This window comes from Synechocystis sp. IPPAS B-1465 (assembly GCF_003015225.1).
In the GTDB taxonomy this organism is placed as follows: Bacteria; Cyanobacteriota; Cyanobacteriia; order Cyanobacteriales; family Microcystaceae; genus Synechocystis.
Genome location: NZ_CP028094.1, coordinates 1005276 through 1019743, shown reverse-complemented (window position 1 = coordinate 1019743; position 14468 = coordinate 1005276). Strand labels below are relative to the sequence as shown.

Below are 14468 nucleotides of genomic sequence, written 5' to 3'. Positions count from 1 at the left end.
ATTAATTACGTTACAGAAAGCATTGGGAACGGAGTCGGGAATGGCCAGCGCAAAGTTGTTGCCAGTCAGTTTACTTTACTTCATGAAAACATTGTAGCGAATGGCTTGATTTTCTTGGGCAAAATTGCTAGGAATGCTTATTTAAGGGCAAAAAGCCATCCTAGTGACTGTGGAATGCCCCCCGTTCTGGAAAAAATGGCGCAGTTATTTCCGCTACCCTGACCCCCAAACCCCGGAGCATATCAGCCAATACCGGATCCGGTGCCAATCGCAGATAATCCAAGTTCACTTCTAGGGGCACATGGCGATTACCCAAATGATAGGCGGCCTTCAACAAAATAAGGCGATCGCCACTGGTGAGATGGAGCAGAGGTTCATCCGCTGCCAAAATAGTAATCGTTTCCCCTGTGGGAGAGCCGAGGCAATCCCCTGGACGTAAAAAACTTCCCCTGGGCAATTGAATAAATAGAGACGGAAAGCCAGGTTTATCAAAACGATAGCGGGTGCGACCCCTTTCCTCGGCGGTGAGGGGGAGGTCCCAGGTGGTGGCATCGGGTACTGTTTCTAGGCGATGATCAAAAATCACCATGGAGTATTAAATAAGAATTTGTCGGGGACTAACGGCGGAGATTAATGATTGCCCGTTGAATTTGGGTTTTCAGGTTGGCATTATTCTTGGCGGCTTCGGTGATGCGATTAAATTCTCCCGGCTTGAGTCCGCTTTCTTCAGCAATTTGTTTGGAACGATTGCAAAAATTAACGGCGATCGCCTGGGCGTTGCGGGGTAACTTGCGGATACTGTCCCGATTGGTGCAGGTAAGTTGGGGGGGAACCCGGCCAATGAGGGTTTGAATTTCCTCAAAGGCTTTTTTCCGTTCTACTTCAATGGCTAATACTGCCTTAGCATAGTGATTGATGCTCTCGGGGGAAAATTCCTGGGAATAGGCCGACCAGCGAAAGACAAGGGCTGTGGGGTGCCAACTTACCTCCGGCACCATTCCCCCAAATAAGCCGAGGAAGGCGAGAGTATTGGCAATAAAAAGTCGACTCAGAACACCGTTCAAGCCGCTTAAGGGACGTGAGCTAATAACCATGCGCCTAGTCGCTTTCGGGTGAATAGGATGACAAAATCCTAATGGTTTGCATTTTCTGTTTGAATTACTTTGCCGGGGATAAGTTCCGTGGAGGCTGTTACCCTGGGAAGGCGGGATCGTTTGGGGACGTAGATGGGAGCCAAATCCATGGAAGGAATGAACTTAAAACAAACGGCGATAGCAGACTTTCATCACGTTAGCGTTTTGCCCACGGCCCTGGTGGAAGGACTGGAGCCAAAGCCCGGTGGCTATTACCTTGATGCCACTGTGGGAGCTGGGGGCCACAGCGAAAGATTACTGAAATTAGGTATTCCCCTTGCCCTGACTATGATCGACCGAGATGTCCAGGCGATCGCCGCCGCCATGGAACGTTTGCAACCCTTAGTTGCGGATCGCAAAGACATAAGCATTAACACTTGGCAAGGTAACTTTGCTGATTTTCCCGGTCAACTCGAGCAATTTGACGGCATCATCGCAGATTTAGGAGTAAGCTCTCCCCAACTTGATCAAGGCGATCGGGGCTTTAGTTTTCGCCACACTGCTCCCTTGGATATGCGGATGGACCAAAGCCAGGATCTCACCGCCGCTGAAATTATTAACCACTGGTCCGAAAAAGATTTAGCCCGCATTTTTTATGAATACGGCGAAGAACGGCTTTCCCGACGTATTGCTCGGCAAATTGTCGAACAACGTCCCTTCCAAACCACTACCGACTTAGCAGAGGCGATCACCAAATGGGTACCAGGAAAATATCGCCATGGGCGCATCCATCCTGCCACCAGGACGTTCCAAGGTTTACGCATTGCAGTGAACGATGAATTAGGTTCCCTGGAAAAATTCATTGCCCAAGCTCCCCATTGGCTCAAAAGCGGCGGAAAGTTCGGCATTATCAGTTTTCATAGCTTGGAAGACCGCATTGTTAAGCACCGTTTTCGGGAAACGGAAAATTTACGGGTGCTGACCAAAAAGCCCATTATTGCCGGAGAAGAAGAGCAGAGGCAAAATCCCCGGGCCCGTTCCGCCAAATTACGTTGGGCCGAAAAAATCTAAGGAATTGGGGAAAGTCAAACCAAAATTGCTGATTTTTTCTGCCGGTTGTGGATTTACACGTCAGATAGTCTTAGTGGAATAATTGTTCCAATCTAAACGGTAATTTACAGGGTAGAAGGGTCAATACCCAATTCCCGCAATTTAGCAAAAGCTCGGTCTCTTTCCTGTTGAGCCTGATCCCTTTCTTCAAAAAGGGTTTCTGGATCTTTAAATGGCTCTCCGTTGGGGAAAAACAGTTTCAAGCCATCGGCAAACATTTCAAAGCGAATTCCTAGGGTTGGAGAAGTCCAGGGAAAATTGAGCAGGGTGATGGTTTTAAATTCTGCATCTGGGTGGGAACGCGCCTGACCCCAAAAGTCATAGGACTCTGGATCGTAAAAGAACATCTCTAATACTCCATACCGCCGATAAAACGTTTGCTTATGGAGCATTTCCCTGGCACTGTTACTCTCGGAAAGAATTTCAAATACTACCTGGGGAGCAATATGGTCTTCTTCCCATTGTTTGTAACTGTGTCGTTCCCCATCAGGTCTTCCCAGAACCACCATGGCATCGGGTGCCTGGCAGGGTGCGGGGGGACTGGCCACTTGTTCGGGATACCAAAGTAAATCCCCCGCTACAAAGACTGTTTTGCCCTGAAATAAATGCTTAAGATTGGTCACCAAACGGACAATCCAGTGATACTGCAGGGTATTGTCAGCCATGGGTTTACCGTCGGATTCCGGATATAGATCGGGAAAGTCGAGGGGAAGTAGGGCAGTTTGAACCATAGACTTTTACCGAATGAAATTGTACAAGCTCGTTCAACCTACTTAAGCTACTTAGAAGCGGTTTTGTTCACCTGTTGCATTAGCACTTCATAGGCCCTGGCAAATTGGGGGTCTTCCAGGGTGCCTACTTTTTCCCGATTTTGTTGCAATTCCTTCCGCTGGGCGTCGGTGAGTTCTACTTCCACATCGGGGTCGATGCCATGTTTATTGATGTCCCGACCGTTGGGGGTTAAATATTTGGCGATCGTCACTGCCATACCGGAACCATCCCCCAATTCCCGCACCGATTGTACTAATCCCTTACCAAAGGTTTTGGTGCCCACAATGACGGCCCGTTGATTATCCTGTAAGGCCCCGGAGACGATTTCACTGGCACTGGCGGAACCACCATCCACCAACACCACTAGGGGACGGTTACTCAACTGCCGCTTGTTAGCACTTTGTTGTTCCACTTCCCCTCGGCGATCGACGGTGGACACAATGCCCCCTTCATCCAACCAAATGCGAGCAATATCCACACTGGAATAAAGCAAACCACCGGGATTGGAACGCAGGTCGAAAATGTAGCCCACCACATTCTCTTTTTCCAATTTCTGCACTGCTTGGCGCATTTCCTCCGAAGCCTGGGCACTGAATTGATTTAAACGGATATAACCAACCCTGGCACCATTAATATCTTCCACTTGGGCCCGCACTGGATGAATTTCAATTAAAGTCCGGGTCAAAGGATATTCGATCGCCTGCCCTTCCCGCTCAATAGTGAGCACCACACTGGTGCCGGGCTTACCCCGAATTAACTTCACTGCGTCATCTACTTCCATGCCATCGGTGGACTTACCGTCAATCTTGGTAATTACGTCCTTAGAAAGAATGCCAGCGTTGTAGGCGGGGGTATCTTCGATGGGAGCCACCACCACAATTTTCTTCGTATCCTGGTCCTGGGTGATTTGAATACCCACCCCGGTCAATTCACCGGAAGTGTCGATACGCATTGATTGAAACTCATCGGGGGACATGAAGCGAGTGTAGGGGTCATTTAGCTTCTCCAGCATTTCCCGAATGGCGGTGTAGGCTTCTTCCTGGTTTTTGTAGTCCCGTGTTAGATAATCCTGGCGAACCGCTACCCAATCCTCACCGTTGAAAGTACCATCTACATAGGTGCGGTTGACAATCTGCCAAACTTCGTCAACCAGCTCCTTGGGATTATCCTGTAGGTAGCCCTGGGAGCGGGCCAATCGCAACCCAACCCCCGTCACCGCCACTGTTGTCAATAACAGAGCTGTAGTTCCCAAAATCAGACTGCGTTTTTGTTTCAACATGGGATTTACCGGACAGTTGGTGAAGATTAGTTAAGAAAATAAACCCTAGGGCGGTGCTTAGAGTCCTTGATTCCTAGGTTATAACATTTCAGAGATGATGGTTATTGAACTCCCATGACGGATTTAGTTGTGTCTGATTCCCTGAAAAATCGCCGGGAACAACTGATGTGGCAGAGGCGTTGGAAGCGTCTGCGCTCCTGCTGGCAATTTGTCTGTGTTTGTGGTTTGACGGGGGGCATGGTGTGGGTGATGAGCTGGCCAGAATGGTCTATCCGCTCCGATCGCCAAGTGGAGTTTTTGGGCAATAAGCTAGTCTCTAGGGAAACGTTATACGAAGATTTAGACCTGGAATATCCCCAGGCGGTTTGGCAACTTTCTACCCAGGCCTTGGGGGATGAACTGGCAAAAAATCCGGCCCTCCTGAGAGTAGAAGTCACTAGACAGTTATTTCCGGCCCAGGTAAATGTGGCCGTACAGGAACGACAACCGGTGGCGATCGCCGTGGCGGATCAGGGTCCGGGCTATTTAGACGGGGAAGGAAATTATATTCCTGCCTCCCTCTACAGCCAGGCGGTCAGAAAAACCCTGCCCCAAACCCCGCAATTTTTGGGCTACGGCCCCCAATACCGCAGTTTTTGGCAAACCCATCAAATTCTGATTCAACAGTCCCCTGTCAATATCCGGATTATTAACGGCAACAACCCCAGTAACATAAGTCTGACAACGGATTTAGGTTTAGTTTTCATAGGTTCTGACCTCTCTCGCTTCGGGCAACAAGTACAGGTTTTAGAAAAAATGCAGAATTTGCCCAGTCGGGTGCCCAAGGAACGTTTACTATTTATTGACCTCACAAATCCAGACAGTCCCAGCATTCAACTTCGTCCCCAACCCCCCAAGGAAAAAGCAGCCGTCAACAAACCCTAATATTTTTACCCTCCACTCCAGCCATTCTCCCGTGATAGAGGGAAAAAGCTCAGATTCACATTGACAAATTTGCTCAATATGCCTAGTGTAGGGACGATAGACCGCTGGGATTTGTGCTTGGGCGAGGGGATCTCTGTCGTCGTAAAAAGGCTTCAATACCCTGCTGCTTCGGAAGCGTTGCTCTCCCTGTGGTTGCTTTTGCGCCCTAAGAATTTGCTCATTTTGCTCCCCTAATACTTCCCCCCTGCAATGACGCTCAATAATGATTTACCCCTAAATAACATAGGTTTTACCGGTAGTGGTCTCAATGATGGAACGGAGGGGTTAGATGATTTATTTTCGTCCTCCATCGTTGACAATGAACCGTTGGAGGCTTTGGTAGAAACACCTACTTTTGCCAGCCCTAGTCCTAACCTAAAAAGGGATCAGATTGTGCCTAGTAACATTGCCAAAATTAAAGTGATCGGCGTTGGGGGAGGCGGTTGCAATGCTGTCAACCGTATGATTGCCAGTGGGGTGACGGGCATCGACTTTTGGGCAATTAATACCGATTCCCAGGCATTAACTAATACGAACGCCCCGGATTGTATTCAAATTGGCCAAAAACTCACCAGGGGTTTGGGGGCCGGTGGTAATCCGGCGATCGGGCAAAAAGCGGCGGAGGAATCCCGGGATGAAATTGCCCGTTCCCTTGAGGGTACGGATTTGGTCTTTATTACTGCGGGCATGGGGGGCGGCACTGGCACTGGAGCAGCTCCCATTGTGGCCGAGGTGGCCAAAGAAATGGGCTGTTTGACGGTGGGCATTGTCACCCGTCCATTTACCTTTGAAGGCCGACGACGGGCTAAGCAAGCTGAGGAAGGCATTAATGCTCTCCAATCGCGGGTCGATACCCTAATTGTGATTCCTAATAACCAACTTTTGTCGGTTATTCCCGCCGAAACTCCTCTCCAGGAAGCTTTTCGGGTAGCCGATGATATTCTGCGCCAGGGGGTACAGGGTATTTCCGACATTATCATCATCCCCGGTTTGGTGAATGTGGACTTTGCGGACGTGCGGGCGGTGATGGCCGATGCTGGCTCCGCATTAATGGGCATTGGGGTGGGTTCCGGCAAGTCCCGGGCCAAGGAGGCGGCCACGGCGGCCATTTCCTCTCCTTTGTTGGAATCTTCTATCCAGGGAGCTAAAGGAGTCGTATTTAATGTCACTGGTGGAACCGATCTGACCCTGCACGAAGTTAATGTTGCGGCTGAAATTATCTATGAAGTGGTGGATGCCGATGCCAACATCATCTTTGGAGCGGTGATTGACGATCGCCTGCAGGGAGAAATGAGAATTACCGTCATTGCCACGGGCTTCAACGGTGAAAAAGAAAAACCCCAAGCAAAAACCAGCAGCAAACCTGTGCTCAGCGGCCCCCCTGCCGGAGTGGAGACAGTGCCATCAACAACAACACCAGAAGATCCCCTAGGGGAAATTCCCATGGCCCCGGAGTTAGACATTCCTGATTTTCTCCAGAAGCGGCGTTTTCCCCGCCGTTAGGTTCCCCAGGATTACTGGTGGGAACCAAATAATTTGACCAAGAAAGTCTCTTAGGCTACACTACTAACCTCTAATTGTTGTCTCAAACTAAAGAGGTTGATCGATTTGCGCTTTTTGTTTGCTAGCCTACTAATTCCCTTGGTATTGCCTTTGCCGGTGATGGCCCAATCCGCCACTTTCTATGGCAATCAGTTTGTAGGGCGGAAGATGGCCAACGGCCAAGTCTATAACCACGGTCGCATGGTGGCAGCCCACCCCAGTCTGCCCCTAGGAACCAGAGTTAGGGTAACCAATCGCCGTACGGGGAAATCGGTCGTAGTGACGGTGAGTGACCGTTGTAACTGCTCCATCGACCTCAGCCGTTCTGCTTTCCAACAAATTGCTAACCCCCGCAAAGGCCGGGTTCCCGTAAGCATTACCCGTCTCTAGGTGCTGGGCAAACTACGTAAATAGGGGCTGAGGTGAGACCGTTCCGCAATACAGTGAAAGAGCGGTCCCCGGGAAGATAATTCCACCACGCTCAGTCCGGTGACGGGCATGGCAAAACGGTCTCGGTAACGACCTACGTCGATGCCCAGGAGGCAGCAGAGTAGGATGCGGATGGTGGCTTTGTGAGAAACCAACAACACATTGCCATCATCGAAGCGGTCTTCAATTTCCTCTAGCACCCTAGTGCCCCGGCGGGCGATGTCAATGCCCCTTTCTCCACCGGGGGGAGAGTTCCAAGCTGGATCGGTGAGCCATTGCATATAAAGGTCGTGGTCCCTTTGGTAAACTTCGTCGGGATGGAGTCCTTCCCATTCTCCATAGGCCACTTCCCTTAGGCCAGGGCGGATCTGCATTTCAATACCTAGGCGATCGCATAGGGGTTGGACTGTTTGGCGGGCCCGTTGCAAAGGGCTAACATAAACTGCTTGCCAGGGGTGTTGGGCGTAGGCTTCAGCAAATTCCTTGGCCATTAAAATTCCTTCTGGGGTCAAGCCAGGGTCATTTTCCGGGGTACCACAATAGCCTCCGGTGGCACTGTAGGCGGTTTGTGCGTGGCGCAGGAAATAAAGTTTGAGGGCCATGGCCGAGTTGAAAAGCAACAATATTAAAGATTACAGAGGAGTGAGAGCTTGGCTCTGCCTGCTCCCATTGTACATAAATACTCTGTTTTTTCGTGCCCAAGAGTTTTCCAGCCTTGCAAAAGTTGATCGGTAGCCAAAATCACCTTTGTCCCCTGGGTAAAAAGCTATAAAAAATCTTTGCGAAGCACACCTAAACTGCCCATTTTTGCGGAACTATGAGCAAGGAATTTCGAGAGCTATTAAGAAAAGTGGGTAGTGGTCCCCATACCAGCAAAAATTTGACCAGGGAAGAATCGGCCCAGGCCATGAAGTTGATGTTAACCCAGGAAGCTACCCCGGCCCAGATTGGTGCTTTTTTGATTGCCCATCGTATTAAACGTCCCACAGGAACTGAATTGGCAGGGATGCTGGATGCCTTTGAGCAATGGGGACCCAAAATTCCTGCCCTTAGCTCTGGTCAAACGGTAATTGTGCTTAGTCAACCCTACGATGGCCGAGATCGCACCTGTCCCGTGGGACCTCTCACAGCCCTGGTGCTGGCAACGGCGGGTTGTCCGGTAATTCAACATGGCGGTGATCGGATGCCCACAAAGGAAGGAATTCCCCTGGTGGAGTTGTGGGAAGGGCTAGGAGTGAATTGGCGATCGCCATCTCTGTTGGCCACACAGGATATTTTAGAAAAAACTAATGTGGGTTTTGTTTATCTGCCCAAATATTTTCCTGAAGCCCAGAAGTTGGTAATTTACCGGGAAGAAATCGGCAAACGCCCTCCCCTGGCAACCCTAGAGTTAATTTGGGTTCCCTATGCCGGTAAACACCATGTGGTGGCGGGGTTTGTCCATCCCCCCACGGAAAATATGATTGCTGAGGCTCTCAGTCTACGAGGCGTTAGTACATTCACCACAGTGAAAGGTTTGGAAGGAAGCTGTGATTTGCCCCAGGAGCGCACAGCCATCATTGGTTTGTACGATTTGACCAAGGCAGAAAACGCCCTGACCCGTTTGCGACTCCACGCCGCCGATTTTGGTCTGGGGGGGAAAAATCCGGTCTGGACTAATTTGGTTGATTATCTTGAGTTGGCCCAAGCCACTTTGAATGGGGAACAAACTCCCCTGCGGTCAGCCCTAATTTGGAACAGTGCTTTTTATCTCTGGCAACATACGGATGCTCCCAATCTAGAAACGGCGATCGCCAAAGCGGAAAAGCTCATTGACGACGGTCTGGTCAAACAACAATGGCATCGACTGCAGTTATATGCAAAATAAGCCAGCACCAATGCAGTAATCGCATGAAAATTAATTATTAGTTACAAACTATACAAATATTTACAAGGAAAAAATCCAGTCTAGGAATGTGATCGTCAGCAGTTGCCCTTTCTGGCCTTAGTTATTGCCTACACTATGAGTAATTTTTCCCGAAGCACCCGACGCAAGTTCATGTTTACCGCAGGGGCCGCCGCTATTGGAGGAGTGGTTCTCCATGGTTGTACTTCCCCCACCACCACATCCACCGGGACGGGTACAGGGTCCAGCACGGATCAAGCCATTAGTCCTTTAGTCGAGGGGGAGAATGCCCCGGAAGTAACCACCGCCAAATTGGGTTTTATTGCCCTAACCGATGCTGCCCCGTTGATTATTGCCAAGGAAAAGGGTTTTTACGCCAAATATGGCATGCCGGATGTGGAAGTGTTGAAGCAGGCTTCCTGGGGTACTACCAGAGATAACCTCGTATTGGGTTCCGCCAGTGGCGGTATTGATGGGGCCCATATTCTTACCCCCATGCCTTACCTCATTACCATGGGCACTGTAACCGATGGAAAACCAACCCCGATGTACATTTTGGCCCGCTTAAATGTCAATGGCCAAGGCATTCAGTTGGGCAATAATTATAAAGACTTAAAAGTGGGTACCGACGCTGCTCCCCTCAAAGAAGCCTTTGCCAAAGTAACGGATCCTAAAGTGGCCATGACTTTTCCTGGCGGCACCCACGACATGTGGATTCGCTACTGGTTAGCCGCTGGAGGCATGGAACCAGGTAAAGATTTTTCTACCATTGTGGTTCCCCCCGCCCAAATGGTGGCCAACGTTAAAGTTAACGCCATGGAATCTTTCTGTGTTGGTGAACCATGGCCTTTACAAACTGTTAACCAAGGAGTCGGCTATCAGGCATTAACCACTGGTCAACTTTGGAAGGATCATCCCGAAAAAGCGTTTGGCATGCGGGCCGATTGGGTAGATCAGAATCCCAAAGCTGCTAAAGCGTTGTTAATGGCGGTGATGGAAGCCCAGCAATGGTGTGACCAGGCAGAGAATAAGGAAGAAATGTGTCAAATTCTCTCTAAACGGGAATGGTTTAAAGTTCCCTTTGAAGATATTATTGACCGCTCCAAAGGTATTTATAACTTCGGCAATGGCCAAGAAACCTTTGAAGATCAAGAAATTATGCAGAAATATTGGGTCGATAATGCTTCCTATCCCTATAAAAGTCATGACCAATGGTTTTTAACTGAGAATATTCGCTGGGGCTATTTGCCAGCGAGTACGGACACCAAAGCCATTGTGGATAAAGTCAATCGTGAAGATCTATGGCGAGAAGCAGCCCAGGCGTTGGAGGTACCAGCAGATCAAATTCCCAGTAGTCCTTCCCGGGGAATTGAGACTTTCTTTGACGGCATAACCTTCGATCCAGAAAATCCCCAGGCCTATCTGGACAGCTTGAAAATTAAGTCTATTAAAGCTTAGTTCCCAGTGATTTGCCCCCTGGGGAAAAGTACCCCCTTGACTTTTGTAATTGCTGCAGTTCAATCAACTATTTTTGGTAAAAATTATGGCTAGTTCCACCGCTGGGCTCCGTCCCCGCCGCAAGAAAAATCCCCTCAGTTTCATTTACAGTCCCAAGGTTATTCGTCCCGCCGTGGCGATCGCCGTTTTGTTGGTGGTTTGGCAGATTCTCTGCTCCGGAGAAGGTTCTAATCTGCCCAGTCCCGTGCAGGTCTTAGAACAAACCTATCCTTTAATTCTCAATCCCTTTTTTGACAATGGTGGCACAGACAAGGGTTTAGGCATCCAAATTTTTGCCAGTTTAACCAGGGTGGCAGTGGGCTTCAGTGCGGCGGCGGTGGTGGGCATTGCCCTAGGCATCTTAATTGGTAGTAGCAAATTTATGTATGATGCCCTCGATCCAATTTTTCAGGTTCTAAGAACCATTCCTCCCTTGGCCTGGTTGCCCATTGCTCTGGCGGCTTTGCAGGAAGCAGAGCCTTCGGCCATTTTCGTTATTTTCATTACGGCAATTTGGCCCATCGTCATCAACACCACGGTGGGAGCTCAACAGGTTCCCCAGGATTATCGGAATGTTTCCCGGGTTCTAAAACTCTCCAAAAGCCAATACTTTTTCAATATTCTATTCCCGGCAGCAGTGCCCTACATTTTCACTGGCCTACGCATTGGCATTGGTCTTTCCTGGTTGGCGATCGTGGCAGCGGAAATGCTGATTGGTGGTGTGGGCATTGGCTTTTTTATCTGGGATGCCTATAACAGCTCCCTGATCAGTGAAATCATTATTGCCTTAATTTATGTGGGCATTGTCGGTTTATTGCTAGATCGTTTTATCGCTTTTCTGGAAAGTTTAGTGGTCCCAGCGGAGCAAAAGTGACCAAACATCCATAGGAAGGCCGTTTTTCCTAGCTACTAGTTCTCAATTTTTGATTTGTCACCCCCGGACTAACTATGATGCCCTTCATTGAAATTGATCATGTTGACCGTATTTTTCCCCTCCCCGACGGGGGGCGTTACATTGCCCTCAAAAACATTGAGCTGAAAATTAGTCAGGGAGAATTTATTTCCTTGATTGGTCACTCTGGCTGCGGCAAGTCTACCTTGTTGAACATGATCTCTGGGCTAGATAAGCCCACCTTTGGCGGGGTCATCATGGAGGGGAAAGAAATCACCGAGCCTGGCCCTGAAAGGATGGTGGTGTTTCAAAACTACTCCCTGTTGCCTTGGTTGACGGTGCGACAAAATATCGCCCTGGCTGTGAATCGAGTTCTGCGGGATCTGCCCAAACCAGAACAAGAAAAAATTATTGACGACAATATTGCCCTGGTGGGGTTACAACGGGCAGCCCATAAACGACCGGGGGAATTGTCCGGGGGCATGAAACAGCGGGTGGCGATCGCCAGGGCATTATCGACCCGTCCTAAGGTTTTATTATTGGATGAACCGTTTGGGGCTTTGGATGCTTTAACCCGGGGGAATCTCCAGGAACGGTTAATGGAAATTGTCCAAGAAAGTGGCGTAACCTGCATTATGGTCACCCATGATGTGGACGAAGCATTGTTACTTTCTGACCGGGTGGTGATGTTAACCACAGGGCCCGAAGCCCACATTGGGCAAATTTTGGAAGTGCCCATTCCTCGACCCCGTCACCGTTTGGAAGTGGTCAACCATCCCAGTTACTACGCCCTGCGGGGGGAAATGGTTTATTTCCTCAATCAACAAAAACGGGCTAAAAAAGTTGGGGCGGTCAGTCAGTTTGCCGAGGCCATGGGGGGCAATGGCCTGGAAAAAATCAATCTGGACTTAGGTTTTATCCCCCTCACCGATTGCGCCCCGTTAGTGGTAGCCAAAGAGAAAGGTTTCTTCCAAAAGCATGGTTTAGAGCAAGTTAACCTGGTGAAAGAACCCAGTTGGCAGGCGATCGCCGACGGCATTCGGGAAAGACGGTTAGACGGAGCCCAAATGGTAGCGGGTATGCCCCTAGCTCTAACCCTAGGCATGGGGGGGAAAACCCCTTTACCCATGGTTACGGCCATGGTGATGAGTCGCAACGGCAATGCCATTACCCTCAGCAAAAAGTTTGCTGAAGCGGGGGTTAAAACCCTCGAAGATTTACGGTTAAAGCTAGCAGAAACTCCCGATCAAGTTTCCACCCTGGGCATGGTTCACCCCGCATCTATGCAAAATCTGTTACTGCGGTATTGGCTTGCTTCTGGCAGTATTGATCCAGACCAAGATATTAATTTAATGCGCCTACCACCGCCCCAAATGGTGTCTAATTTAGAAGCTGGCAATATTGACGGTTTTTGTGTGGGGGAACCATGGAATTCCTATGCTGTTAAACAGAATTTAGGCTATGTTATTGCCACGGATTTAGACATTTGGAACGGTCATCCGGAAAAGGTTTTAGGAATGCGGGAAGAATGGGTCAATAAATATCCAGCCACCCATTTAGCCCTGGTTAAAGCTCTGTTGGAAGCCTGTGAATATTGTGACGATCGCCGTCATCGCCAAGAAATTCTAGACTATTTGGCATTGCCTCAATATGTCGGCACCTCCACGGAATATATCAGTCCAGGCTTTTTGACTGAATATGATCAAGGAAATGACGCAGAAGCGGAAATGTTGCTGGACTTCAATCAATTTTATGTCAAGCAATCTAACTATCCCTCCCGCAGTGAAGGGTTATGGATTCTGACCCAATTAGCCCGTTGGGGTTACATTGATTTTCCTAAAAACTGGGTGGAAATTATTGAACGGGTACGCCGTCCTGACCTATTTGGGGAAGCCTGTCGCCATTTAGGGTGGCCAGATTTAGAAGGTGATCACCACAATGTTTCCCTGTTTGATGGCATGGTTTTCACCCCGAATGATCCCCTTGGTTACATTAAACGTTTCACCATTCACCGGGATATTCAAGTCACAGAAATTCTCATCGACCAAATTGATCAAGTTAATCAATAGATCAGCTTTTTGTCGCCTCTTTTTAACCTTGAAATATCTATTCTTCTAAATGTCATGCAAACAATGAATGTCAATGACCCTATCCTGACCGAAGAAAAAACCGCTTTTTTAGCCATTGAAAATGTCAGTAAAGTTTATCCCACTGCCCAGGGGCCCTATACGGTTTTAGATGGGGTTAACTTAGAGGTAAAAGAAGGGGAATTTATTTGCATCATTGGCCATTCCGGTTGCGGTAAATCTACCCTCTTAAATATGGTGTCGGGCTTTAATCAACCCACCCAAGGCACGGTTAAGCTGAAAAATCAGTTAATTACTGCCCCGGGCCCTGACCGAATGATGGTTTTCCAAAATTATTGCCTACTGCCTTGGAAATCTGCCTATGATAATGTTTCCCTGGCGGTGGAATCGGTTTACCCAGATAAATCTAAAACGGAAAAAGAAGAATTGGTAGCCCATTACCTCGAAATGGTGGGTTTAACGGAAGCGGCTCAGAAAAAACCTGGGCAAATTTCCGGGGGTATGAAACAACGGGTGGCGATCGCCAGAGCCTTAGCTATTTCCCCAGAAGTGTTAATTTTAGATGAACCTTTTGGGGCTTTGGATGCCATTACTAAGGAGGAATTGCAGGAAGAGTTATTAAAAATTTGGCGGGAAAATAATCTGACCGTGTTGATGATTACCCACGACATTGACGAAGCTTTATTCCTCGCCGATCGCCTAGTGATGATGACCAATGGCCCCAGCGCCAAAATTGGTGAAATTTTAGATATTCCCTTTGACCGTCCCCGCAACCGCAGTCAAATTACCGATGATCCAAAATATTATCAACTGCGGAATTATGCCCTTGATTTTCTCTTTCACCGTTATGCCCATGACGATGATGATGACCTCAAAGAAGATAAACCCAATCCCGGTTTGCTATTCAAAAAAGTTATGGCGGGAGCCCTAGGACTAGTGG

Annotated in this window: 13 protein-coding genes and 1 pseudogene; 9 read left to right on the top strand and 5 right to left on the bottom strand. The window is 48.8% G+C overall.

All coding sequences use genetic code 11. From position 1 onward, the window contains the following. Nucleotides 1–160: 160 nt before the first annotated feature. Both ureE and C7I86_RS04800 read right to left on the bottom strand, forming a co-directional pair. The gene (gene ureE / locus C7I86_RS04805) at nucleotides 161–589 is read right to left on the bottom strand and encodes an urease accessory protein UreE (protein WP_010872132.1); all 429 of its coding nucleotides are present in this window, start codon (nucleotides 587–589) and stop codon (nucleotides 161–163) included. A 28-nt stretch (nucleotides 590–617) separates the two neighbouring features. Next, nucleotides 618–1094: a DUF4168 domain-containing protein gene (locus tag C7I86_RS04800; protein ID WP_010872131.1), complete on the bottom strand. Its 477-nt coding sequence runs from the start codon at nucleotides 1092–1094 to the stop codon at nucleotides 618–620. 156 nt (nucleotides 1095–1250) lie between these two features. Between C7I86_RS04800 and rsmH the strand changes: the two genes are divergently transcribed. Next, nucleotides 1251–2144 carry a 16S rRNA (cytosine(1402)-N(4))-methyltransferase RsmH gene (gene rsmH, locus C7I86_RS04795; protein WP_010872130.1) on the top strand — a complete coding sequence of 298 codons (894 nt, stop codon included), beginning with the start codon at nucleotides 1251–1253 and terminating at the stop codon, nucleotides 2142–2144. A gap of 104 nt (nucleotides 2145–2248) precedes the next feature. Here rsmH and C7I86_RS04790 read toward each other — a convergent pair whose 3' ends face one another. After that, on the bottom strand, nucleotides 2249–2914 hold the full coding sequence (locus C7I86_RS04790; RefSeq protein WP_010872129.1) for a Uma2 family endonuclease: 666 nt from the start codon (nucleotides 2912–2914) through the stop codon (nucleotides 2249–2251). Nucleotides 2915–2961: 47 nt separating this feature from the next. After that, nucleotides 2962–4233, bottom strand: a complete 1272-nt coding sequence (gene ctpC, locus C7I86_RS04785) for a carboxyl-terminal processing protease CtpC (RefSeq protein ID WP_010872128.1) — start codon at nucleotides 4231–4233, stop codon at nucleotides 2962–2964. Between the two features lie 114 nt (nucleotides 4234–4347). On the opposite strand from ctpC, the gene C7I86_RS04780 reads away from it, so the two are divergent. From C7I86_RS04780 to C7I86_RS04770, 3 genes are all read left to right on the top strand, one after another. After that, complete coding sequence (locus C7I86_RS04780) at nucleotides 4348–5157, top strand: cell division protein FtsQ/DivIB (RefSeq protein WP_010872127.1); 810 nt, start codon at nucleotides 4348–4350, stop codon at nucleotides 5155–5157. Between the two features lie 249 nt (nucleotides 5158–5406). Further along, entirely contained in the window at nucleotides 5407–6699 is a 1293-nt protein-coding gene (ftsZ, locus tag C7I86_RS04775; RefSeq protein WP_010872126.1) for a cell division protein FtsZ, read from the top strand. Nucleotides 6700–6855: 156 nt separating this feature from the next. Next, on the top strand, nucleotides 6856–7128 hold the full coding sequence (locus tag C7I86_RS04770) for a septal ring lytic transglycosylase RlpA family protein (protein ID WP_010872125.1): 273 nt from the start codon (nucleotides 6856–6858) through the stop codon (nucleotides 7126–7128). Here the strand turns inward: C7I86_RS04770 and C7I86_RS04765 are convergent. Then, the gene (locus C7I86_RS04765) at nucleotides 7125–7769 is read right to left on the bottom strand and encodes a histidine phosphatase family protein (protein ID WP_010872124.1); all 645 of its coding nucleotides are present in this window, start codon (nucleotides 7767–7769) and stop codon (nucleotides 7125–7127) included. The genes C7I86_RS04770 and C7I86_RS04765 overlap by 4 nt on opposite strands. Before the next feature lie 215 nt (nucleotides 7770–7984). Here C7I86_RS04765 and C7I86_RS04760 point away from each other — a divergent pair, with 215 nt between their 5' ends. The 5 genes and pseudogenes from C7I86_RS04760 to C7I86_RS04740 all read left to right on the top strand — a co-directional run. Continuing rightward, entirely contained in the window at nucleotides 7985–9034 is a 1050-nt protein-coding gene (locus C7I86_RS04760; protein ID WP_010872123.1) for an anthranilate phosphoribosyltransferase family protein, read from the top strand. A 135-nt stretch (nucleotides 9035–9169) separates the two neighbouring features. Further along, complete coding sequence (locus tag C7I86_RS04755) at nucleotides 9170–10510, top strand: CmpA/NrtA family ABC transporter substrate-binding protein (protein WP_010872122.1); 1341 nt, start codon at nucleotides 9170–9172, stop codon at nucleotides 10508–10510. 85 nt (nucleotides 10511–10595) lie between these two features. After that, complete coding sequence (gene ntrB / locus C7I86_RS04750; protein ID WP_010872121.1) at nucleotides 10596–11423, top strand: nitrate ABC transporter permease; 828 nt, start codon at nucleotides 10596–10598, stop codon at nucleotides 11421–11423. A 74-nt stretch (nucleotides 11424–11497) separates the two neighbouring features. Continuing rightward, nucleotides 11498–13510: a nitrate ABC transporter ATP-binding protein gene (locus tag C7I86_RS04745; RefSeq protein WP_010872120.1), complete on the top strand. Its 2013-nt coding sequence runs from the start codon at nucleotides 11498–11500 to the stop codon at nucleotides 13508–13510. 54 nt (nucleotides 13511–13564) lie between these two features. Beyond that, nucleotides 13565–14389: pseudogene (locus tag C7I86_RS04740) on the top strand (ABC transporter ATP-binding protein); the annotation flags it as partial. Nucleotides 14390–14468 lie beyond the last annotated feature (79 nt).

What these genes read in the sequence shown, in the direction of transcription:
- C7I86_RS04790 (WP_010872129.1), bottom strand. Translation starts at nt 2,914, where the DNA reads ATGGTTCAAACTGCCCTACTTCCCCTCGACTTTCCCGATCTATATCCG.
- C7I86_RS04765 (WP_010872124.1), bottom strand. Translation starts at nt 7,769, where the DNA reads ATGGCCCTCAAACTTTATTTCCTGCGCCACGCACAAACCGCCTACAGT.
- C7I86_RS04780 (WP_010872127.1), top strand. Translation starts at nt 4,348, where the DNA reads ATGACGGATTTAGTTGTGTCTGATTCCCTGAAAAATCGCCGGGAACAA.
- C7I86_RS04800 (WP_010872131.1), bottom strand. Translation starts at nt 1,094, where the DNA reads ATGGTTATTAGCTCACGTCCCTTAAGCGGCTTGAACGGTGTTCTGAGT.
- rsmH (WP_010872130.1), top strand. Translation starts at nt 1,251, where the DNA reads ATGAACTTAAAACAAACGGCGATAGCAGACTTTCATCACGTTAGCGTT.
- C7I86_RS04760 (WP_010872123.1), top strand. Translation starts at nt 7,985, where the DNA reads ATGAGCAAGGAATTTCGAGAGCTATTAAGAAAAGTGGGTAGTGGTCCC.
- C7I86_RS04755 (WP_010872122.1), top strand. Translation starts at nt 9,170, where the DNA reads ATGAGTAATTTTTCCCGAAGCACCCGACGCAAGTTCATGTTTACCGCA.
- ftsZ (WP_010872126.1), top strand. Translation starts at nt 5,407, where the DNA reads ATGACGCTCAATAATGATTTACCCCTAAATAACATAGGTTTTACCGGT.
- C7I86_RS04745 (WP_010872120.1), top strand. Translation starts at nt 11,498, where the DNA reads ATGATGCCCTTCATTGAAATTGATCATGTTGACCGTATTTTTCCCCTC.
- ctpC (WP_010872128.1), bottom strand. Translation starts at nt 4,233, where the DNA reads ATGTTGAAACAAAAACGCAGTCTGATTTTGGGAACTACAGCTCTGTTA.
- ntrB (WP_010872121.1), top strand. Translation starts at nt 10,596, where the DNA reads ATGGCTAGTTCCACCGCTGGGCTCCGTCCCCGCCGCAAGAAAAATCCC.
- ureE (WP_010872132.1), bottom strand. Translation starts at nt 589, where the DNA reads ATGGTGATTTTTGATCATCGCCTAGAAACAGTACCCGATGCCACCACC.